We start from the raw sequence: 23,528 nt of genomic DNA, 5'->3' as shown, positions 1-23,528 counted from the left end.
AAAATGTTGCAAAAAAACTATTTAAACATTTTATTAATTCTGTTCCTTATTTTTTCCGATTCTTCTTCGCAACCAGGTTTGCCTAGCAATGCAAACATATTACGTTTGTATTCCTCAACTCCGGGCTGATCAAAAGGATTAACATCGAGCAAATAACCACTTATTCCACATGCCATTTCAAACATATAAATAAGCTGTCCGATGTAATTCTCATTTAATTTTGGAATTTCGATAAGTATATTTGGAACACCACCATCAACATGTGCTAACAAAGTACCCAATTGAGCCATTTTATTAACATAACTTAAAGGCTTATAGCTAATAAAATTCAGGCCATCAGAATCGTCATTTTCATGAGGAATTGCTAAACTGTTTCTGGGTTCGGAAACTGATAATACTGTTTCAAAAAGGTTTCTTTGACCATCCTGAATATATTGTCCCATTGAATGTAAATCGGTAGTAAAATCAACACTTGCAGGAAAAATACCTTTACCTTGTTTTCCTTCACTTTCGCCATAAAGTTGTTTCCACCATTCAGAAAAGTTATGCATTCGTGGTGTAAAATTTACCATTATCTCTACATTCTTTCCTTTGTTAGACAAGCAATAACGGGCGGCAGCATATAAAGCTGCGGGATTTTCTTCAAATGGCACCTTCGAGTTAGTAAGCTCCATCATATGTTTTGCACCCTTTATAATTGCAAAAATATCGCCACCGGCAACAGCTATCGGAAACAAACCTACAGGAGTTAAAACTGAATATCTTCCACCAACATCATCAGGAATTACAAATGTCTTATAACCCTCTTTTCTTGCTAAATCTAGTAATGCGCCTTTTCTCTCATCTGTAATTGCTACAATACGTGTTTTAGCTTCTTCTTTTCCGTATTTTGTTTCAAGATGATGACGTAACAACCTGAAAGCAATTGCCGGTTCTGTAGTTGTACCAGATTTTGAAATTACAGTAATACCGTATTCATAATTTCCAAGAACTTCAAGAAGTTCATACAAATAATCTTCGCCAATATTCTGACCAGCATATAAAACTATTGGTCTTTTTCTATCAGGTAACAAAGCATTAAAATTATGAGACAAAATATCTATAACTGATTTTGCACCCAGATACGAACCACCAATACCAACAACAACTAGCACTTCAATTTTTTCGCGTAAAGCATTCGCAGCTTCCTGAATTTCTTTTAACAAATGATCAGAAGTTCTTGTAGGTAAATCTACCCATCCAAGAAAGTCATTCCCCTTTCCGGTTTTCTGATAAAGTGCATTAATGTGTTTTTTTACATCTTCTTTTAAGCTTAAAATTTCGCTTTCTGGAGCTGTTTCAAAAACCTGATCGATACTAAGAATTATTGGTTCCATTTATTTTAGTTTGTCGGTTAAAAGTTTCATTTCTACTGAAGGTGAATATTTTTCATATAATATTCTGTATAAAGCCTGCACTATTGGCATTTCAATTTTTTTCTCGATACAAATTTCATTAATACTGTTTGCTGCATAATACCCTTCGGCAACCATACTCATTTCCAACTGAGCAGATTTAACAGTATATCCTTTCCCTAACATTGCACCAAATGTTCTGTTTCTACTAAATTGCGAGTAACTTGTTACCATTAGGTCACCTAAATAAACATAATTCAGAAGATTTCGGTTTGACGGAGCAACTATTGATAAGAAATGCTCAATTTCCCGAATCGCATTTGAAACCAGAACAGAAATATAATTATCACCATAGCCCAGTCCATGGCATACACCGGTTGCAATTGCCATAACATTTTTCAGAACAGTTACATATTCTGCACCCAGTACATCATCAGAAACAATTGTTTTAATAAAGCGACAGTTAAACATATCGCCAATATATTTTGCCATTTCAGCATTTGAAGAAAGTACTGTTAAGAATGTCAATCTCTCTAATGCTACTTCTTCTGCATGAGACGGACCTGAAATAAAACCTAAACGACTAAAAGGAATGTTAAAATTTTCATGAAAATAATTACATACTGTTTTATGGCATGAAGGTATCATACCCTTTGTTGCAGAAAAGATATACTTGTTTTTTAAATCACTTTCCGAAATACCTTCAAGACTTGATTCAATAAAAGCGGCAGGAAGAACCATAAATAATATATCCGACTTTTGAATTGCTTCCTTTACTGTTGGCACAATGCTAATAACCTTATTGTCTATTTCTACATCAGATAAATATAAAGGATTATGACCAGTTTCTTTTATCTGAGATGCCATCTCCTCTTCGCGAATAACCCAAAATAAACCATTAATGTTATGCTGAAGTATTTTAACAATTGCAGTAGCCCAACTACCCTCTCCTATAACTCCAATTTTAAGATTTTCAAACATATAAAAATTATTTAAACAAACGTTAAACCTACATATTTTTAATTTATTGAATAAAATAAGTTTTAAAAAGAAATTAACCTTGCTAATATTTTTATAAGCAGAAAAAAAAATCAACTATATAGCCTTATATATTAAGTGATTTAAATAATTACCAATACGCTATTTATATTTAGAATTTGTATAAATAGAAAATTTTAATTAATTTAGCAGTAATAAATCAAGTATTAAAATGACCAATACAAAAAATATTAAATCTACAGTTGTACAGCTATTTACCAGCTACCTTGAAAAAAAGGGTCACCGCAAAACACCTGAACGTTACGCTATTTTAGAAGAGATTTATTCACAAAGCGGACATTTCGATATTGAAACACTTTATATTTTTATGAAAAATAAAAATTATCGTGTTAGTCGTGCAACTTTATATAATACTATCGAACTTTTATTAGACTCTAACTTAGTAATTAAACACCAATTTGGAAAAAACATTGCACAATTCGAAAAGGCTTATGCATGCCGGCAACATGACCATTTAATTTGTATTAAATGTTCAAAAGTTACTGAATTCTGCGACCCAAGATTACACGAAATTATTAAGTCAGTTCAGGAAAACACTAATTTTGAACCAGTGTTTCACTCACTTTATATATACGGAACTTGTGTTGATTGTAAAAAAGAAATTAAGTAAACTTTTCAAAAATTCCTTTTAAAAACTTTTCTTCATTTTCCCAATTTAATTCAGTTGCTGCTTTTTTCAGATTTTCTTTCCAAACAGCTATTGCCTTATCGTCAAAAAGCATAGTATTAATTATTAATGCAAGCATTTTAGGATCTTTTTCTAAAGTGCATTTTCCCACATTATAATTCTCAACTATTCTTTTCATTTCTGGAAAATCGGAGGCAAGAACAGGAATACCCGCCTGTATATAATCAAATATTTTATTAGGCAATGAATAATAATAATTTAGTCCCATATTTTCTTCTAACGAAATACCAAGGTTTGCAGACATAGTATATTCACGTAGTTCTTCAAGAGGAATTTTTCCTGTAAAAAAAACTTTCTCACTTACATCTTCACTTAAAACTAATTCCTTTAAATGTTCGCGAATATCACCATCTCCGATTATAACAAAATAAACATTTTCTATAAATTTTACTGCTTTAATAACCGTTTCTATTCCCCGCCCAATATTTAATGCGCCTTGGTAAATAATTATTTTTTTTCCTTCAGGAAATATTTTTTTATTTAATTTTATACTATTAGTATATTTTGTTGGAACATTTCTTACAACAGAGAATCTGACTTTATATCTGTTAAAATATTCGTCAGACAATGACTGACAAACAGTATAACAATACTTTAATTTAGGAACTATTCTTTTTTCTATTCTTAACAAGAAATTTCTTGCAAAATTTCTTCCAATAAGTTCAGGCACCTCAGTAAAATATTCATGACTATCATAAACCAATATTTTTTTTCTGATTTTTGAAGCTAAATAATTTGCATAGAGACTATCTAAATCATTAGCTAAAAAAATATTTGCTTTTGAAAACAACAGAAAATGAAAAAGTCTGAAATTATACTCTGCATAAAAAAGTGGACCTTTATTAAATAATAACCTAAATCGTTTTGTTTTATAATTTCTATTTACAGAAAGAGAATTAAATTGCCTTCTACCCACTAGCAAAACATGGTAACCCATTGACTCAAGGCTTGTACAAACCTTATGAACACGGTTATCTGACACTAAATCGTTAGTAACTGAAACTATTACCTTTTTCAACAGAGTAAATTTTGTGTAAAAATAAATATATTATTCGAGCAACTAAGAAACGCTTAATATTTAGAAAAATTTAACTTTGCCATAAATTTATATGAATATATCACCTAATATATCATTAAAGCATTTAAACACATTTGGAATTGAAGCATTTGCGAAGCTTTATATTAAAATTTCCGATATCGACGACCTAACAAAGCTTTATAAATCTGACATATTAAAGTCAAACATATTTTTTATTCTTGGTGGAGGGTCCAATATTTTATTTACAAAAAATTTTGAGGGAGTTATTATTCATCCCACTTTTAAAGGGATAGAAATTATTGAGAAAAATAAAGATTTCGCTTTTGTTAAAGTATTTGCAGGTGAAATATGGGACGATTTTGTTAATTTTTGCGTAACAAATAATTTAGGAGGGATAGAAAATCTCTCATTAATTCCAGGCAATTGCGGTGCTGCACCAGTTCAAAATATTGGAGCATTTGGTGTTGAAATTAAAGACTGCCTGTATTCTCTTGAAATAACAAATATAGAAACAGGAGAAGAAAGAATTTTATACAATAATGAATGTGATTTTGGTTACAGAACCAGTATTTTCAAAAATAAACTCAAACACAACTGGCTTATTATATCAACAACTTATAAATTAAAAACTAGTGATTATAATTTCCAAATAAATTATGGCACTCTAAACGATGAATTAAAAAAATATACAGAAGTTAACCTAAAAAGTATTAGAGAATCTATAATTAATATCAGAACCTCTAAATTACCTGATCCAAAAGAATTTGGAAATGCAGGCAGTTTTTTTAAAAACCCTATCGTTAATATTGCTAAAGCTCAAGAATTAAAAACATTATATCCCGACATTCCTGTATATAAATTTAATGAATCAGAATCTAAATTAGCAGCAGGATGGTTAATTGAAAGATGCGGTTGGAAAGGTAAACAAATTGGAAATGTTGGGGCACATAAAAACCAGGCTCTTGTACTTGTTAACTACGGGCATGCAAAAGGTGAAGAAATTATTAGTCTTTCCGAAAACATAAAAGCATCAGTTTTTGACACATTTGGGGTATCATTAGAAACTGAAGTTAACTTCCTGTAATTCTGAGCTAAATAATTATCATAATTCCAAAAGCAGCCTTTTACAACAAAATAACGTCAATCATTTCGAAATTACATCAGATTATTTAGCTTTGTATTATCTCAAAAATAAACTTATGCATAAAATAAAATACTATTTTCTGCTTATTTGCATGATTACCAGCTCCTCAATTATTAGAGCTCAGAATCAGGAGGCAAATTGCGAACTAATAGCGGGTATACAATCAGGAGGAAAATATTTTACTGAAAATAAAGGTCAGATTGCAAGTCTAGAAAATAACTCACCTGTTCCATCTGTTCTATTCTATTCTTCAGGAAAATCATCAAATGTATATTTAAGAAATGATGGTATTTCATATGTTTTCTACAAAATATTTTTACCAGAAATCGACCCTAACGATCCATACTCTTCTTATAAAACCTCTTATAATGGAGAATGGGAAAGAATCGATATGCAATTTATTGATTGCAATACCACCCCAGAAATAGAAAAATCAGAAACTATAGATTATTATGAAAATTTCTACTTAGCACATTGTCCAGATGGTATAACAAAAGTTAGAAGCAATAAAAAAATTACTTATAAAAATCTTTATCCAAACATTGATTGGGTCATTTATTATACAGAAAAAAATGAACTCAAATATGATTTTATAATTCACCCAGGTGGAAATCCTGACGACATTAAAATTAAATATAACTGGGCAAATACACCTATTTTAAATACAGATGGAAGTGTTTTAATAAATGGACCTTTAGGAAACATTACTGAAAAAGCTCCATTCGTAACACAAGGCACCAATGAAATAAATTCAGCCTGGTTAATTAATCAGAATGGAACATTAAAAATAAAAACTGACAATTATGATTTATCAAAAGATTTAACAATAGACCCAATAATTATCTGGGCTACATATTATGGTGGAAGTGCAAACGATTTTGGCTATAGTATAAAAAGTGATGGTACTTCATTATTTGTTTCTGGCGCTATGGCATCAAATAATTTTCCAACACAAGATCCTGGTAGCGGTGCATTTTTTCAGGGCACATATACCGGCGGTGCCGGAAACGATGCATTTGTTATGAGATTTAATACTTTAGGAGTAAGAGAGTGGGCTACTTATTACGGAGGAACCGGTGATGATGGACGCGAAACAATTGCAATAAACACCAATTCAATTTACCTGACCGGACAAACTTCATCTAACGATTTTCCAACATTAAACCCTGGGGGCGGAACTTACTATCAACCTACCAATAGTTTTGCGACTGCTTCTGAGGCATTTATTGTAAGATTTGATAAATCAGGAAGTCGTATCTGGTCAACATACTTAGGTGGCAGTTTCTGGGATGCAGGATATTCAATATTTTGTAATGATAATTTTGTTTATGTTGCAATTACATCAGGTTCAACTGACATGCCAATATTTAATCCTGGAGGAGGAGCTTATATTCAAAATACAATGAACGGTGTTAACGATAATTACATTTTACAATTTAACACTTCAGGCGTACCAATATGGGGAACATATTTTGGTGGTTCTGATGACGAAGAAGCATTCCCTTCAATAGGTGAGTTTAATGGAAGTGTTTATTTAGTAGGTGGAACAAAATCAACTAATTTTCCATTATTAAACCCTGGAGGTACTGCTTTTTTTCAACCGACAAATGCTGGAGCAAAAGATATTACTATTTCCAGATTCTCAACCGGGGGTGTATTAAACTGGTCAACATATATTGGTGGCACAGGTGACGAAGCTGTTAGATCTGTTTGGGGAATTAATAACAATGTATGGATAGGAGGATTCTCAAGTTCCACAAACATTCCATTAGTTAACCCCAATAATGGTGCATTTTATCAATCAGTAAATGCCGGCGGTTTTGATGCGTATATTGCAGCATTTAATAATACCAATGAGTATAATTGGGGAACAATATATGGCGGAAATGGTAACGACTGGGTTAGTGCTTTACATTCCGATAATAATAGTCTCTGGGTATCTGGGAAAACTTTTTCAACAAATTTACCTGTTTTGAATCCTTTAATGGGATCATTCTTTCAGGCTACCAGAGGCGGTGGTCAAGATGCATTTATCCTTAAATTTAGGCAGAATGGTATCAGACAATGGGCAACCTATTACGGAGGAATTTTAAATGAAGATGGAACTCATATTTTCTCTGATAATACTAATGTTTGGGTTGCTGGTTATAGTAATTCAACAGTTATTACTACAGTTGACCATGGAAGCGGAGCATATTGGCAACCCGCAAATAATGGTGGTGCAGAAGCTTTGATCTTAAAGTTTGATGCTTGTATAAAACCAGATGTTACAATTAATAATTTAACCCCTGTTATTTGTTTTGGCGACACTGCTACACTAGTAGCTGGTGGCGCATTAACCTACCAGTGGTTGTTACCATCTTTATTAAATGATACGCTTTCACTTACCCCGCCATTAACAGCAAATTATATTGTTACAGGTACTGATGACATGAACTGTATTAATACAGCAAATACAACTGTTACAGTAAACCCATTACCAAATGTGAGTATAACAGGAGCACATCCAATTTGTTTTTTAGATACAATAACCATTTTTGCAAATGGAGCTAACACATATCAATGGCTTCCACTTTTAACAACAGACACATTTCTGACAATTACACCTCCCGTTACAGCAGATTACATTGTTATTGGAACTGACACTAATAATTGCAAAAACATTGATACAACTACTGTTATTGTTTACCCACTACCAAATGTTACAATTTCTGGAACTCACCCTATTTGCTTTGGAGACACAATATCACTTTTTGGTAATGGTGCTTTAACATATGTTTGGTTTCCTGGATTTGCAGCCGACACTGCTATTGCCGTTCACCCTGATACAACTTCTATGTATATTGTTTTAGGTACCGATACTAATGGATGTAAATTTATTGACACTACTACAGTTATTGTTAATCCACTTCCTTCAATTTATATTTCAGGGAATCATGATCTTTGTTTTGGTGACAGCTTAACATTTCACGTAACAAGTGATTTACCTGCATATTATTTATGGACACCAGTAAACAGCATTGACTCTACATTACTTATTCATCCTGATACTGCAAGTCACTTGTTTACATACTCAGTTCTTGTTACCGACACTTTAAACGGTTGTAAAAGTTCAATATCAACTTCAATATACATAAACCCTTTGCCACAACTACAGATTTCGCCGCCAGATTCAACATGCTACGGCACCCCTTTTGCTCTTCTTGTTACAAGCGATTTACCATCTTCATATCAATGGAGTCCAGGCTTAGGTACCGATTCATTATATATTGTTAGTCCAGACACAGTTGGAAATACATTTAATTATTCTGTAATTGTTACTGATACAATATATGGGTGTAAAGATACTGCCTCAACTTCAATCTTTGTAAATGGAAAGCCTGATATATACATTACAGGAGCAGGATCATTCTGTCCCGATACAATTATTAACATTCAGGTTCATGATATTTACCATTTACCATTAACATACGATTGGCATCCAACAAATGTGCCTGATTCAATAATCACATTTGTACTTAACACTCCAAACATGACATATTTTGACACCGTATATGTTGTTACACCACAAGGTTGTAAAGACACCGCAACAACTACAATTACCACATTTCCAATCCCTGATGTAAATATCACACCTAATGATACTGCAATTTGTTTTGGTCAACCTGTAAATATTAACATTACATCTAACATGCCATCAAATTTATTCTGGACAATACCTGATACAATTCAAAATGCTGGTGCCATATTATACCCTGATTCGGTTGGATATACATATAATTACATTGCCCATGCTATAGATAGTATTCACGGTTGTAAAAATCTGGATTCAGTCTCAGTATTTGTAAATGACAAACCTGTATTAAATTTGAATGGTTTAAATTTAATCTGCCCTTATGAAACAATAACACTAACCGGTTCAAGTTCAATACCTGTTTCATATTTATGGACACCAACAAATAGCACCGATTCATTTATAGTTTTCCATCCTGGCACTTCTGATACAACTTATGCTTTTACACTTTATGGAACAACTCCCAATAATTGTAAAGATACTGCATCCACTTTTGTTGTTGTGTATCCTTCAATTAATGTTTCTATAACACCAACAGATACTGCAATTTGTTTATTAGATAGTATAACATTAAATGCTCATGGAGGAAACACATACGAATGGCTTATAGGATCAGATACAGTTGCTACAACTCAAAACCTTATTATTTCACCTAATGGAAATACAACATATACATTAATTGGAACATCTACTGAATTTTGTAAGGATACTTCAAGTGTTGACATTACTGTATACTCTTTACCAAAATTCAATGTAATAGGCATTGATACAATTTGTAAAGGAAATAGTACAGTTTTTAGCATTGATAGTGCTTTTAATAATTCTAATACATACTTATGGATGCCTGGTAATCTAACCGGAAATTCAGTCACCTTATCTCCACAAGACACTACAAGATATTTTGTTACAGGTACCGATACTAATACTTGTCATTTTACTGTAAGTTTTGAAATAATTGTTGACACTTTACCAATAGCTAACATTACAGGAATTACTCCTATTTGTTATGGCGCAACAATCGACTTACAGGCGTCAGGAGGTTCAAGTTTCTTATGGCAACCAGGTAATAGCACAAATCCAACACATACTGTTACTCCGGATTCTGCTGGAACTTTCATTTATACATTGATTGCAAATTCTACAATATGTTATGACACCACAACATTTCAACTTACAGTTGACCCGAAACCTGTTTTAACTTTAACACATGACACTACATTGATTATCGGTCAAGATGTTCCGTTACATGTAACCGGAGCTGATTTTTATGACTGGAGTCCGATTAATGACCTGACGTGCATTAACTGCCCCAATCCTGTAGCAAGACCATTCTCAACAATTGAGTATTGTGTTATTGGAAGTAATGCTTATGAATGCAGCGACACAGCCTGTATTAACATAACAGTCGACACAGAATGCGGTGAAGTTTTTGTGCCTTCTGGCTTTAGCCCGAATGGTGACGGACAAAATGACATTTTTTATGTTTATGGAAAATGTATAAAATCTATGGAGTTCAGAGTGTTTAACAGATGGGGAGAAAAAGTATTTGAGACAACAGATCCTTCCATTGGATGGGATGGAATTTACAGAGGAAAAGAAGCAGATACTGACGTTTTCGTTTATTATCTGAAAGCAGAGTACTTCATTGGCTCAAAAGTAGAAACAAAAGGAAATATAACTTTAATGCGATAGGAGGATCACAACATGAAAAAAACAACAATTATCGCAATAATTACCTTATTAATTCCTGCATCAATGTTTGGACAGGATATTTTATTCTCTCAACCAAACGAAGCACCATTATTACTAAATCCTGCAAATGCCGGCGCACAATATAATTTAAGAGCTACTGCAAACTACAGATTACAATGGAGGTCAGTAACATCTCCATTCAGAACAATTGCAGCCGGAGTTGATGGAAGAGTCTTTTCTCAGGGAAAAAACGGATCTTCAATTGGTGCCGGCCTAAGCCTGTTTAATGATGTAGCCGGAAGTGGGCACCTTAACACTAACCAGGTAATTGCATCAGTATCAGGAAAGGTAACTCTTGCAAAAAATCAAACTTTATCTTTAGGTATTTCAGGTGGTATAGTTCAACGAAAAATTGGGATAAATGATTTAACATGGGGGAATCAATATAATGGATTGATTTACGATTCATCATTACCATCTAACGAAACTTTCTCCGGAGAAAGTTTTTTAAACGGTGACTTTGGTACAGGAATACAATGGAGCTATGGAAAAGGACAAAGAACACTTTCATCAAATGACATGTTTGGTGCACAAGCCGGGCTTTCAGTATTTCATGTTAATAGTCCCAAATCAGGTTTTTATGAGGTAGTTGACAAAAGAGCTTTAAGATATATGTTTCATTTTACTGGCTCATACGGATTTAAAAACACCAACATGCAGATTTCACCACTTTTTATATATGAAATGCAGGGACCTGCCAGAATGTTATATGTAGGTTCTTTTTTAAGATATAAGCTGCAGGAATCCTCAAAATATACTGATTATGTATTAAGCAGAACAGTAAGTTTAGGAGGTTTTTTCAGAGGAAAAGATGCTGTTGTTATTGCAGCACAATGTGAGCTCGGACAAATTGCATTTGGAATAAGCTATGACATTAATATTTCATCTTTAGCAAAAGTCAGTTCCGGAAGAGGTGGTTTTGAAATATCATTAAAGTATCTTCCCATAAGGTCTTCAAACCCTAGCCGACTTTTGTAATCTGCTTTTTATTTTATCAACATTGCTAATGTGAATAATTTGATTCTTCTTTTAGCAAATAGATAGCTATTTTTGCGTTCTCCTTCCATTAAAAATATTTAGTGAAAAATTTTTTAAAAGAACTTAACCCATCTCAACACGCTGCTGTTGTTAATTACAAAGGACCAAACCTTATAATTGCAGGAGCAGGATCCGGAAAAACCCGTGTATTAACCTATCGCATTGCATATCTTCTTAGTCAGGGTGTGTTTGCCGGTAACATCATGTCTTTAACTTTTACAAACAAAGCTGCCAAAGAAATGAAAGAAAGAATCACTTCATTGGTAGGTTTTGAAACTTCGCGGTATTTATGGATGGGAACCTTTCATAGTCTGTTTAATAAAATTCTAAGAATTGAATGTGGTCGCTTAGGATTTACTTCAAAATTTACAATTTACGATTCCGATGATTCAAAAAGCTTAATTAAATCTATCATTAAAGATTTACATCTGGATGATAAACAATACAAAGCATCAGAAGTTCAGAATCGAATCAGTATGGCAAAAAATAACCTGATAACTGTTTCTACATATTTAAATAGTCCGGTAATTCAGGAACAAGATTTACAATCAAGAAAACCCGAAATCGGAAAAATATATACTATTTATCAAAACAGATTAAAAACATCAGACTCGATGGATTTTGATGATCTGTTAATGAATACAAATATTTTGTTCCGCGATAATCCTGACATTACAGAAAAATACCAGAAACATTTCCAATATATTCTGGTTGATGAATATCAGGACACAAATTATGCTCAATATTTAATTATTAAAAAATTAAGTACTGCAACCCAAAATATATCTGTTGTTGGTGATGATTCTCAAAGTATTTATTCTTTCAGAGGTGCTAAAATTGAGAATATTTTAAATTTCAAAAAAGATTATCCAGACTATAAACTTTTTAAACTTGAGCAAAATTACCGCTCAACAAAAACTATAGTAGAAGCAGCAAATAGCTTAATAAGCAGGAATCGAGACAGAATTCCGAAAACAATCTGGAGTGACAATGAAGATGGCGAAAGAATAAAAGTTCAAAAAGCTTTGACTGATGCTGAAGAAGGTTATCTGGTTGCAAGTATTTTAAAAGACTATAAACAAAAACATAATTTCAACTACAATGACTTTGTTGTACTTTACAGAATAAATTCACAATCAAGAATATTTGAAGAAGCTTTTCGTAGAAGTGCTATACCTTACAAAGTATTTGGCGGATTGTCTTTCTACCAACGCAAAGAGATTAAGGATGTTATAGCATACTTTAGATTAATCATTAATCATAACGACGACGAAGCTTTAAAGCGAATAATAAATTTTCCAGCACGTGGTATAGGAAAAACCACATTTGAAAAACTCGAACTTATTGCAATGAATAACGAAGCCAGTTTGTGGAAAGTTATTTCAAATTCTGCAATGCTGACTCAAGTTCTTAATCAAAGTACTATTTCAAAATTATTAAATTTTAAATCTATAATAGAACATTTTGAAGAGAAAGCAATTGAAATTGATGCTTTTGAATTAGCCAGCTACATTGTTAGCAATACAGGAATATTGCGCGAGCTGGAAGCTGAAAAATCTCAGGAAGGTATTACTCGCAAACAAAATGTTGAAGAACTTTTAAACGGAATTAAGGATTTTTGCGATTTTACTTTATCTGAAAATCCTGACGCACCTGTATTTTTAGAAAATTTTATCGAAAATGTATCGTTACTTACTGACCTAGAAAGTGATGATGATAAAGAGAATAACGATAAAGTAGCACTCATGACAGTTCACTCTGCAAAAGGATTAGAATATAATTGTGTGTTTATTGTTGGAGCCGAGCATGAACTTTTTCCATTGCATTTTAACGGAGTTTCTCCCGAAAATATTGAAGAAGAAAGACGTTTGTTTTATGTAGCATTAACACGTGCTAAAAAAATTGCAAACATATCTTTTGCAGAACATCGTTATAAATGGGGAAATCTTGTATCATGTCAGCCAAGTCGTTTTCTGGATGAAATTGACAGTATTTATCTGGATTTGCCACTAGAAACTCAAAGACAGTCAGAGCCTGCAACATATCAAAATAAATTCACCCCAAAGGTGAAACCATTACAAAGCGAAATGTTTAAACCTGCTATTAATTTAAATTTAAAAGAAAAAAAATTAGTACATTTGAACATTGCCGAAAAGAACATAAACTCCTCAAGTAATAATTTTGATTTAATGAATGTTGAGGAAGGAATGACTGTAATTCATGACAGATTTGGCAAAGGAATAGTTATAAAAATTGAAGGCGACAAACCAAATACAAAAGCGCTGATTCAATTTGACATAAGTGGCGAAAAACAATTATTATTAAAATTTGCCAAATTAAAAGTTCTACAATCAAACTAATTAAATAATTGTATTAATGGATCTTAACGAATATTACAACTCTCAAAGAAAGAAGTTGATTTTACCTGAATATGGACGCCATGTGCAGGAAATGGTAGATCATCTGTTAACAGTAGAATCTCGTGATGAAAGAAACAGAATGTCAAAAGGACTAATTAATGTAATGTCTAACTTCACTCCTGGAATGCGTGAAAATGCTGAGTTCAAACTAAAACTATGGAATCACTTAGCCCAAATGGCAGGTTATAAACTCGATATTGATTATCCTTGCGAGATTACAAAGGAAGAAGAATTGCTTAAAAGGCCACATGCCCTTCCCTACCCTACAAACAATATCAGACATAAGCATTACGGAGGAATTGCAAAAGCTTTCGTAAAGAAATTTATTGAAATGCCTGATTCCGAATCAAAAACAGTTTTAATAGAAATGCTTGCAAACCATATGAAAAAACTTTATCTGGTTTGGAATAAAGAAGCTGTTAGCGATGAACAGATTTTTGCAGATATAAATGAAATGGCAGGTGACACTCCACTTATAAACGGACACATAAGACTTAATGAAACACGTGACATTTTGTACAGAAATCAAAAACCAAAGCCAGTAAAACCCTTTAAAAGAACAAATCGCAAACAAAGATAATTTTTATGGCAACTTTTGAAGTTACTGGTGGCTTTCGTCTTTCCGGTGAAATACATCCACAAGGCGCAAAAAATGAAGCATTACAGGTTCTTTGTGCCGTTCTTTTAACTTCCGAAGAAATATTAATAGATAATATTCCGGAAATAAGAGACGTTACAAAACTTATTGAGCTTCTTGCTGATCTTGGTGTTGAAGTAAAAAGAATCGGAACAGGAAAATACACCTTCTGTGCAAAAAATATTAATATTGAATATTTAAAAACCGAAAAATTTGCCCAACAAGCAACAACACTCAGAGGTTCAATAATGATTGTTGGTCCACTACTTGGCAGATTTGGCAAAGGCTATATCCCTAAACCAGGTGGGGATAAAATTGGTCGCCGTAAACTCGATACCCACTTTATTGGTTTTGAAAAACTAGGTGCAAAATTTAATTACGACGCATCAACAAACTTCTTTACTGTAGAAGGAAAAAACCTTAAAGGGAGTTATATGCTTCTTGACGAAGCATCTGTTACCGGTACTGCAAATATTATAATGGCTGCTGTCTTAGCAAAAGGAACAACAACAATTTTTAATGCAGCCTGCGAACCATATTTACAACAGCTTTGTATTATGCTAAATAATATGGGAGCAAAAATCTCAGGAGTAGGTTCAAATTTATTAAACATAGAAGGAGTAACGTCATTAAAAGGGACTAAACACAAAATTCTTCCTGATATGATTGAGATTGGAAGTTTTATTGGTATGGCAGCAATGACACAAAGCGAGATTACTATTAAAAACGTATCTTATCATAATCTTGGATTAATTCCAGACGCCTTTAGAAGACTTGGCATAAAACTTGAAAAGCGAGATGACGATATTTTTATTCCGGCTCAAAAACGTTATGAGATTGATACATTTATTGACGGATCTATTTTGACAATTGCAGATGCTATATGGCCTGGACTAACACCCGATTTACTATCGGTTTTTTTGGTTGTTGCAACACAGGCAAAAGGAAGCGTATTAATTCACCAGAAAATGTTTGAAAGCCGTTTGTTTTTTGTAGATAAGTTAATAGAAATGGGAGCCCAGATAATTCTATGTGATCCACATAGAGCTACAGTAATAGGAATGGACAGAAGGTTCCCATTGCACGGCACTACAATGTCTTCGCCAGACATCAGGGCAGGAGTTGCACTTCTTATAGCTGCAATGTCAGCAAAAGGAAAAAGTACAATTCATAACATCGAGCAAATTGACAGAGGATATCAAAATATTGATGAGCGCTTAAATATGATGGGAGCTCAAATTAAAAGATTAAATTAAAATTGTAATTTTACAAAAACCAAAAAATCATGAAAACAATAAGATTAATTTCAATTATAGCACTAGTAAGCATACTGGCTTATGGTTTTATTTCGCATAATAAAAAAACAGTAACCTACGGAGGTGAAAAAACAGATGTGGGATTAGCAATTGGTAACAAAGCTCCCGAACTAAAATTTAAAAACCCAGAAGGTAAAGAAATAGCACTTAGTTCATTAAAAGGTAAAATGGTATTAATAGATTTCTGGGCTTCATGGTGCGGTCCTTGTCGTAGAGAAAACCCCAGTGTTGTTGCAGCATATAATAAATACAAAGACAAAAAATATAAAAACGGAAAAGGTTTTACAATTTACAGTGTATCTTTAGACCAGAGTGCTGAAAGCTGGAAAGCAGCAATAACAAAAGATGGATTAATATGGGACAATCATGTTAGCGATCTTAAATACTGGAGCTCAGAAGCCGCAAGAACTTATAAAGTACAAGGAATTCCAACAAACTGGTTAATTGACGGTGATGGAATAATAGTTGCGTCAAATCTTAGAGGTGCTGCACTTGAACAAGCACTGGACTCTCAGTTAAAAGAATAAATATATGCCTTATACATATGAATATCCACGTCCTTCAGTGTGCGTGGATATTATTGTTTTATACAAACAGCAAGATCAAATTCACATTCTTTTAATTGAACGAAAGCATCCTCCATTTGAAAACACATGGGCATTGCCAGGTGGATTTATAGAAATGGAAGAAACATTAGAAAAATCTGCTTTAAGAGAATTACAAGAAGAAACAGGACTTCTACTAGAAAATGTAGAACAATTTGCAACATACGGAAATCCGGGAAGAGACCCTCGTGGAAGAACAATATCTGTTGTTTACTTTGCTGAAATAAAAAAGATGGATACACCAACAGCAGGTGATGATGCATCAAAAGCAAAATGGTTCGATATTAAAGAACTGCCTGAATTAGCATTTGATCACAAAAAGATAATTATGGATTTTTATACAGAATTTAAAACAGATAATTTGTTCTAAAATTATTATGCATTTTATTTTTTATTAAATTTCTTACAATTAATATAAAACTATCCTTTTTAACTATTAATTATTAAAGGTACTTTATTTTCTAAAATTCCTAATAATTAATATGATTCAAACAAGATGCTATTAAAATTATGTTCTTTAATATTGATAAGAATCATAATTTTTTGTGTTTTACCTAGTTAGTTATATTGTAAATTTACAAAGATTATTTGTGTATACTCAAATAAAATTTTTATTAAAATATATTTTATTAAAATAATATTTAAAAACCAATATGAATATTAAAGTTTTAGGAGCTGGATGTCATAATTGCAGAGTATTTGAAAATGCCGTTAAGGAAACCTTATCAGAAATGAAAATTGATGCAAATGTTGAGGAAGTTGAAGACATTAACGAAATTATGGCATATGGAATTATCCGTACACCTGGATTAGTAATTGATAATAGAGTAGTATTAAGTGGAAAAATACCTACTAACAAAGAAATTAAGGATATTATCAAACAATCTATTAAAAACGCTGAACCAAAAGTAAAATATACAAGTAATCAGGAACAAATTGCACGTATCGGACTGGCATTATCACACCCTGCAAGAATTTTTATATTAGAAACTTTAAATTCCATGCACACATGCTGCACCAGTTGCGACAGCATTGGCGACACACCTATTGACCATGATACACTTGCAGAACATTTAAAAATATTAAAAAGCGCAGGTTTAATTCAAGGCGACATTGTTCCACCAAAAATTAATTTTTGCCTTAACAGAATTAATGTAGAGATTGCTAAAATACTTATAACAAATTTCTTAAAATAAAACTACAATTATTATAATTTTCTGGTCCGGTTCTAATTAAAGAGCCGGACTTTTTTTTAATATTAAAAACTAAATTACCATTTTATGTAGTTATTAGATTAACTATTGTATTTTTGAATAAGAAATTAATGTTTTTAAATTTTCTAACATGAAAAATCAAGTTTATATAATTCTTGGCATTTCTTTAATCTTTCTATGGGGATGCACCAATAATAGTAATGATATTAGTAAATCTTTAATCAATTCTGACTTCAATAGTAAAATAATTGATTCTATTTCTATCAACTCTGAAAATACTATCTCTCAGGAAACTTTTGATGAAATAGGAAATAATCTGATGAAAAATGAATCTATATGGGGAATTAAAAAAGACATGCAATCAAATAATGTTATTGAAATAATTGGATATCCTGATGAAAAGTCAACTGCAGAAGAATGGGGTTCCGATGGTCAGATTCATCAGAAGTGGACATACGCAAACCAAAATGTAGAACTTGATATGATAGGTGCAGAAAATTCTAATCAGGTAGTAAACTCCATTTATGTAAAGTCCCCAAGTGATGCAAAAACTTCAAGAAATATTGGAATAGGAAGCAATATCACAGATGTAACAAATAAATATTCAAATGAGATAGACAAATCTCAGACTACAGAGTTTCAAATTGTAGCAGGAACAATATACGGAGGCATAGTTTTTACATTTGAAAACAAAAAAGTAACTAGCATTTTTATTGGAGCCAGCGCTGAATAAATTTTATACTTTACAAAAATAACACAATGGAAAACACTATTACAAGAATTGCAATATTAGTCGATGGAGATAATGCTCAAGCTAAATTATTAAAACCAATTTTAGAAGAAGTTTCAAAATATGGAAAAGTAACAATTCGCAGAATATATGGCGATTGGACGAAACCACAAATGGGTAGCTGGAAAGAATCATTGAATGATTTATCATTTACTCCGATACAGAAATTCTCATATACTACAGGAAAAAACTCAACAGACAGCTCGCTTATTATAGATGCTATGGATATTTTACACGACAACATAGTTGATGGTTTTTGCATTGTCTCAAGCGATAGTGACTATACCGGATTAGCAAAAAGAATAAGAGAAGAAGGCATTTTTGTTATGGGTATTGGAGAAAAGAAAACTCCTAATGCATTTGTTCAATCATGCGAAATATTTACATATAGTGAAAATATTGTACCAACTGTTACAGAAATTATTCTTAAAACCTCAAGTCATTCTAAAACCAAAAAGCCTCAAAATCCTAAAGTAGATATTAAACTTGTTAATAAAGCATACGACATGTCGGTTAGCGAAGGCTCCGAAACACATATCTCACAAGTAGGATTAAATATCAGAAAAATAAATCCAAGTTTTGATCCACGTGCTTATGGGTTTAAAACCCTAACCCAGCTTTTTGAAAGTTTAGCAGAATATGAAGTAATAAGAAATAAGGTTGGAAGTTTAAATCACCCAATGGTTAAGAGAAAATAAATTTTTTATTTCCAATATTCATAATCCATATACTTTGCTGTTTCATCAGCTACCTCTTTGCCAAAGTATTTTGAAACTACAAACAGCGAACCATCAATACCTGCCGAAACACCAGCAGTAGTAACCACTTTACCGTTATCAGTATAACGAACACCTTTCATAACATTCGCAGTTGGAACTAGTTTCTTTAAATTCTCTAATGCTCCATGCCACGTTGTTATATTAAGATTATCAAGCAAACCAGCATCAGCTAAAATAAATGCACCTGTGCAAACAGAAATTAATGTTTTTGATTCTTTAGCTGTATTAACAAGCCAATCTTTAAGTTTTGGCTGATCTTTTAACAATCCCAAATCACCTCCTGGAACAATAAAAATATCTGGTTTAGGACAATTATTAATACTATAATCTGGAGTAATTTTTAATCCGCTATGTGCTTTTAATTCTTCCTTTGCAGAAACCGTATACACATTAAACAAATGTTTACCATCTTGTGAATATGAATCGTAAAATACTTCTAATGGCCCTGTAAAATCTAATACATATACCCCATCATAAATAAGAATTGCAACATTAAGGATTTGTTGTTTTTCATCTTTAGCTTGTGCTTTAATACAAAAAGGAATAATTATACATAAACATAACAACAGCAAATGATGCTTTCCACTATTTATAATTTTCATAATTAAGATTTTGTAATAACTGTTTAATTAAAATTAATTTCAAAATTAAAAATAATTTTTTGTAAATCATTTCGTATATTTGCGAAATATAAAAATAAAAGTTTATCAATAATGGAAATAAAAGTTTTAGGCACAGGTTGTGCTAATTGTAAAACCTTAGAAAAAACAGTTATTAACACTTTAGCCGAAATGAATATAAATGCTACTGTTGTTAAAGAAGAAGACATTCAGAAAATAATGTCATACGGAATAATGAAAACCCCTGGCCTAGTTATTAACGGAAAAGTTGTAGTTAGCGGACGGGTACCAAATTCAAAGGAATTAAAAGAAATTATTGAAAAAAGTATTTAAGTAATGGCAACTAAACCAAAATTTACAGCACAGCAAGAACAAATAGCGCGTATTGCAAAAGCACTGAGTCACCCAGCCAGAGTATACATTATGGAAAAGCTTATTGGCTTAAATGCATGCTGTACAAGCGGAGAAATGATAGGCGATATTCCAATTGCCAGATCAACACTTTCTCAACATTTAAAAGAGTTAAAATACGCAGGATTGATACAAGGGAATATTGAACCACCTCAAATTAAATACTGTGTAAATAAAGCTAATTGGGAAATTGCCAAAATTCTTTTAAAGAATTTTATGAAATAATTTAATTATTTAGATGTTTCGTTATTACGCGAAATAAAAAACATTTTAAAATATATAGAATATGAAAATTATTAAAAAAATAAAATTTGCTACTTTAATAACGATTGTAGCCATTTGTTTGACTTCATGCAATTCAAACTCTAACAGTTCAGAAAACATCACACAATCCGATTCGATAACATCAATAATAACCGATACCTTAACTGAATCATTACCAATTGCAGATTCTGCAAGTATTGAAAATAAAGAAAATACTGAGGTAACAATAAAAAAAGAGGAAAAACCAAAAATACTTATTTATAACTTTCATGTAACAAATCGTTGCGCTTCATGTATTGCAATTGAAAATGCAACAAAGAAAACACTTGACGCATATTTTAAAACTGAAGTTCAAAAAGGGATTATAAAACTTTCTATTCTTTCAGTTGACGATGAAGCAAATTCTAAAATTGCAGAAAAATATCAGGCTTTTGGATCAGCATTATTCGTAACCAGAGTCTTTAAAGGCAAAGAAACAACCTCTGACTTCACCGGAGATGGCTTTAAATACGCCAAAAACAAAGAAGAAAAATTTATTGAAATATTAAAAAATAAAATTACTGAATATCTAAAATAACAAATCATGAGAAAAATATTATTAACATTATTCATATTGTCAACAACGTTCACAATTTTTGCGCAAACCCAAAATATAAATAAAAAGACAAAGCTTTTTGTTTATTATTTTCATATAACAGACAGATGCAATACATGCAGAAATATTGAAGCAGTTACAACTAAAGTATTATACGAAAACTATAAAAATGAACTCGACAGTGAAATTATAGTGTTCAAAACATTTAATGTTGAATACCCTGAAAACAAATATATCTGCGAAAAATATCAGGCTTATGGAGCTACATTAGCACTTACTAAAATAGAATTTGGAGCAGAAGTAAAAATTGATGATTTGACCAATTTTGCTTTTTCAAAAATTCACACAGAAGATATATTTACTAATGGGTTGAAAGATAAAATCAATGAGTATATTAAATAATCATGTATGGAATTTTTACAGAATTTAATTGACAATACTAATATTCCTATTCTATCTGCTTTCCTTCTTGGGATAATGACAGCTATTAGTCCTTGTCCGCTTGCTACTAACATTACTGCAATTGGTTTTATAAGTAAAGACATTGAAAATAAAAAAAGAATTTTCTTTAATGGAATATGGTACACTTTAGGAAGGGCTTTTAGTTACACAACTATAGGTTTAATTCTATATTTTGGTGCAAGTACTTTTAAAGTTGCAAAACTATTCCAATCAAACGGAGAAAAATTTCTTGGCCCATTACTTATTATTGTTGGAATATTGATGTTTGATTTTATAAAAATTAAATTCCCCGGGTTTAGTAAGCTTTCGGAGAAAATCGAAAATAATAATAAAAATAATTGGTGGTCGGCATTTTTATTGGGAGTTGTGTTTGCTTTAGCTTTCTGTCCATATAGTGGTGTTTTATATTTTGGAATGTTAATTCCAATGACAGTTTCAAGCGTATCAGGATTATATTTACCTTTTGTTTTTGCAATTGCAACAGGATTGCCTGTAATAATTGTTGCCTATCTTTTGGCATTTAGTATCTCAAGTATTGGTAGCTTTTACAGTAAAGTCAAAACATTTGAAAAATGGTTCCGCAGAGTAGTAGCTATTATATTTATTCTCGTAGGATTATATTATATCTACATTTTCTATTTTAAAATTTAGCAAAATGAAAACGAGTTTTATTAATAGTTCAAAGGGTAAAATTATTTTGCCTTTATTACTTATTCCTATTTGGTACACTATCTACCACTATTTACAACCTTTTACAGATTGGTTGGTTTTTTCAGTTTTTGGAATGACTAAGGGAGACCATTTAGCAGAAACTATTTGGTTTTTTATTTTCGAATTCCCAAAAGTATTGTTATTACTAACTTTAATAATATTTTTTGTAGGAATAATCAGGACTTTTTTCACTCCCGAGCGTACACGAAAAGCTCTCGAAGGAAAAAAAACATTTACAGGAAATGTAATGGCTTCTTTATTGGGCATTGTTACACCATTCTGTTCCTGTTCTGCAATCCCTTTATTTCTTGGTTTTGTTGAAACCGGTGTTCCATTGGGAGTAACTTTTTCATTTCTTATAGCTGCTCCAATGATTAACGAAGTTGCAGTTGTTCTTTTGTATGGTATGTTTGGGTGGAAAGTAGCTTTAATTTATATCGGAACAGGCTTATTTATTGCAATTTTTGCTGGATGGGTAATAGGTAAACTTAAACTCGAAAAATGGATTGAACCCTGGGTTTTTGAAACAAAAATAGGACAAAACAATCTTGAAGAAAAACTAAATTTTAGTGATAGAATTAAATTCGGATACGATGCAGTAAAAGAAATTGTTGGAAAAGTCTGGTTATATGTTGCTCTTGGAATTGTTGTTGGTGCTGGTGCCCATGGTTATGTTCCAGCAGAATTCATGGCTTCACTTATGGGTAAAGACGTGTGGTATGCTGTTCCTCTTTCTGTTTTAATTGGAATTCCATTGTATTCAAACGCTGCTGGAATAATTCCTATTGTATCTGTACTTATAGAAAAGGGCGCTTCATTAGGAACTGCACTTGCATTTATGATGTCAGTAATTGCTTTATCTTTGCCCGAAATGATTATACTTAAAAAAGTTCTTAAACTCCCATTAATATTTACTTTTATAGGTATCGTAGGAGTTGGAATAATGATAGTAGGTTATTTATTTAATTATATTTTCTAAACAAATTATTATGTTTAAGAATAAAGGATTTAAAATT

The 23,528-nt window shown here is 31.9% G+C and carries 22 protein-coding genes and 1 pseudogene; 19 read left to right on the top strand and 4 right to left on the bottom strand.

Annotated elements, in window-relative coordinates:
• Positions 1–17: 17 nt before the first annotated feature.
• Both HY951_01430 and HY951_01425 read right to left on the bottom strand, forming a co-directional pair.
• Positions 18–1,376 carry a glucose-6-phosphate isomerase gene (locus HY951_01430; GenBank protein MBI5538691.1) on the bottom strand — a complete coding sequence of 453 codons (1,359 nt, stop codon included), beginning with the start codon at positions 1,374–1,376 and terminating at the stop codon, positions 18–20.
• A complete protein-coding gene (locus HY951_01425; protein ID MBI5538690.1) occupies positions 1,377–2,375 on the bottom strand; it encodes an NAD(P)-binding domain-containing protein in 999 nt (332 codons plus the stop codon).
• 229 nt (positions 2,376–2,604) lie between these two features.
• Here HY951_01425 and HY951_01420 point away from each other — a divergent pair, with 229 nt between their 5' ends.
• Positions 2,605–3,063 (top strand): transcriptional repressor, encoded by a 459-nt coding sequence (locus HY951_01420; GenBank protein MBI5538689.1) that lies wholly within the window; start codon positions 2,605–2,607, stop codon positions 3,061–3,063.
• Here the strand turns inward: HY951_01420 and HY951_01415 are convergent.
• The gene (locus HY951_01415; protein ID MBI5538688.1) at positions 3,056–4,159 is read right to left on the bottom strand and encodes a glycosyltransferase; all 1,104 of its coding nucleotides are present in this window, start codon (positions 4,157–4,159) and stop codon (positions 3,056–3,058) included. The two genes, HY951_01420 and HY951_01415, sit on opposite strands and share 8 nt — an antisense overlap.
• Before the next feature lie 91 nt (positions 4,160–4,250).
• Between HY951_01415 and murB the strand changes: the two genes are divergently transcribed.
• From murB to HY951_01355, 12 genes and pseudogenes are all read left to right on the top strand, one after another.
• Entirely contained in the window at positions 4,251–5,264 is a 1,014-nt protein-coding gene (gene murB / locus HY951_01410) for a UDP-N-acetylmuramate dehydrogenase (protein ID MBI5538687.1), read from the top strand.
• Positions 5,265–5,379: 115 nt separating this feature from the next.
• Positions 5,380–10,590: a gliding motility-associated C-terminal domain-containing protein gene (locus tag HY951_01405; GenBank protein MBI5538686.1), complete on the top strand. Its 5,211-nt coding sequence runs from the start codon at positions 5,380–5,382 to the stop codon at positions 10,588–10,590.
• A gap of 12 nt (positions 10,591–10,602) precedes the next feature.
• Positions 10,603–11,628, top strand: a complete 1,026-nt coding sequence (locus HY951_01400; protein ID MBI5538685.1) for a PorP/SprF family type IX secretion system membrane protein — start codon at positions 10,603–10,605, stop codon at positions 11,626–11,628.
• A gap of 101 nt (positions 11,629–11,729) precedes the next feature.
• Positions 11,730–14,048 carry a UvrD-helicase domain-containing protein gene (locus tag HY951_01395; protein ID MBI5538684.1) on the top strand — a complete coding sequence of 773 codons (2,319 nt, stop codon included), beginning with the start codon at positions 11,730–11,732 and terminating at the stop codon, positions 14,046–14,048.
• A gap of 16 nt (positions 14,049–14,064) precedes the next feature.
• Positions 14,065–14,688, top strand: a complete 624-nt coding sequence (locus tag HY951_01390; GenBank protein ID MBI5538683.1) for a DUF4290 domain-containing protein — start codon at positions 14,065–14,067, stop codon at positions 14,686–14,688.
• 5 nt (positions 14,689–14,693) lie between these two features.
• Positions 14,694–16,001, top strand: a complete 1,308-nt coding sequence (gene murA, locus HY951_01385) for a UDP-N-acetylglucosamine 1-carboxyvinyltransferase (GenBank protein ID MBI5538682.1) — start codon at positions 14,694–14,696, stop codon at positions 15,999–16,001.
• Positions 16,002–16,030: 29 nt separating this feature from the next.
• Positions 16,031–16,588, top strand: a complete 558-nt coding sequence (locus HY951_01380) for a TlpA family protein disulfide reductase (GenBank protein ID MBI5538681.1) — start codon at positions 16,031–16,033, stop codon at positions 16,586–16,588.
• 4 nt (positions 16,589–16,592) lie between these two features.
• Positions 16,593–17,036 (top strand): NUDIX hydrolase, encoded by a 444-nt coding sequence (locus tag HY951_01375; GenBank protein ID MBI5538680.1) that lies wholly within the window; start codon positions 16,593–16,595, stop codon positions 17,034–17,036.
• Positions 17,037–17,319: 283 nt separating this feature from the next.
• A pseudogene (locus HY951_01370) lies at positions 17,320–17,547 on the top strand (TM0996/MTH895 family glutaredoxin-like protein).
• Between the two features lie 6 nt (positions 17,548–17,553).
• Positions 17,554–17,862: a winged helix-turn-helix transcriptional regulator gene (locus tag HY951_01365; protein ID MBI5538679.1), complete on the top strand. Its 309-nt coding sequence runs from the start codon at positions 17,554–17,556 to the stop codon at positions 17,860–17,862.
• A gap of 148 nt (positions 17,863–18,010) precedes the next feature.
• Positions 18,011–18,613 (top strand): hypothetical protein, encoded by a 603-nt coding sequence (locus HY951_01360; protein ID MBI5538678.1) that lies wholly within the window; start codon positions 18,011–18,013, stop codon positions 18,611–18,613.
• 26 nt (positions 18,614–18,639) lie between these two features.
• A complete protein-coding gene (locus HY951_01355; GenBank protein MBI5538677.1) occupies positions 18,640–19,368 on the top strand; it encodes an NYN domain-containing protein in 729 nt (242 codons plus the stop codon).
• 5 nt (positions 19,369–19,373) lie between these two features.
• Here HY951_01355 and HY951_01350 read toward each other — a convergent pair whose 3' ends face one another.
• Complete coding sequence (locus HY951_01350; GenBank protein ID MBI5538676.1) at positions 19,374–19,949, bottom strand: DJ-1/PfpI family protein; 576 nt, start codon at positions 19,947–19,949, stop codon at positions 19,374–19,376.
• A 213-nt stretch (positions 19,950–20,162) separates the two neighbouring features.
• Here HY951_01350 and HY951_01345 point away from each other — a divergent pair, with 213 nt between their 5' ends.
• The 6 genes from HY951_01345 (at position 20,163) to HY951_01320 (ending at position 23,491) form a co-directional block, all read left to right on the top strand.
• Positions 20,163–20,402 (top strand): thioredoxin family protein, encoded by a 240-nt coding sequence (locus tag HY951_01345; protein MBI5538675.1) that lies wholly within the window; start codon positions 20,163–20,165, stop codon positions 20,400–20,402.
• A gap of 3 nt (positions 20,403–20,405) precedes the next feature.
• Positions 20,406–20,705, top strand: a complete 300-nt coding sequence (locus HY951_01340) for a helix-turn-helix transcriptional regulator (GenBank protein MBI5538674.1) — start codon at positions 20,406–20,408, stop codon at positions 20,703–20,705.
• A gap of 61 nt (positions 20,706–20,766) precedes the next feature.
• Entirely contained in the window at positions 20,767–21,321 is a 555-nt protein-coding gene (locus HY951_01335; GenBank protein MBI5538673.1) for a hypothetical protein, read from the top strand.
• A gap of 6 nt (positions 21,322–21,327) precedes the next feature.
• A complete protein-coding gene (locus HY951_01330) occupies positions 21,328–21,741 on the top strand; it encodes a hypothetical protein (protein ID MBI5538672.1) in 414 nt (137 codons plus the stop codon).
• A gap of 6 nt (positions 21,742–21,747) precedes the next feature.
• Positions 21,748–22,452, top strand: coding sequence for a sulfite exporter TauE/SafE family protein (locus HY951_01325; protein ID MBI5538671.1), 705 nt, complete (start codon positions 21,748–21,750; stop codon positions 22,450–22,452).
• 4 nt (positions 22,453–22,456) lie between these two features.
• Positions 22,457–23,491: a permease gene (locus tag HY951_01320; GenBank protein MBI5538670.1), complete on the top strand. Its 1,035-nt coding sequence runs from the start codon at positions 22,457–22,459 to the stop codon at positions 23,489–23,491.
• Positions 23,492–23,528: the final 37 nt, after the last annotated feature.

This window comes from Bacteroidia bacterium, from assembly GCA_016218155.1.
Taxonomy (GTDB): Bacteria; Bacteroidota; Bacteroidia; order Bacteroidales; family GWA2-32-17; genus GWA2-32-17.
This window is presented reverse-complemented; position numbering and strand designations above follow the sequence as displayed.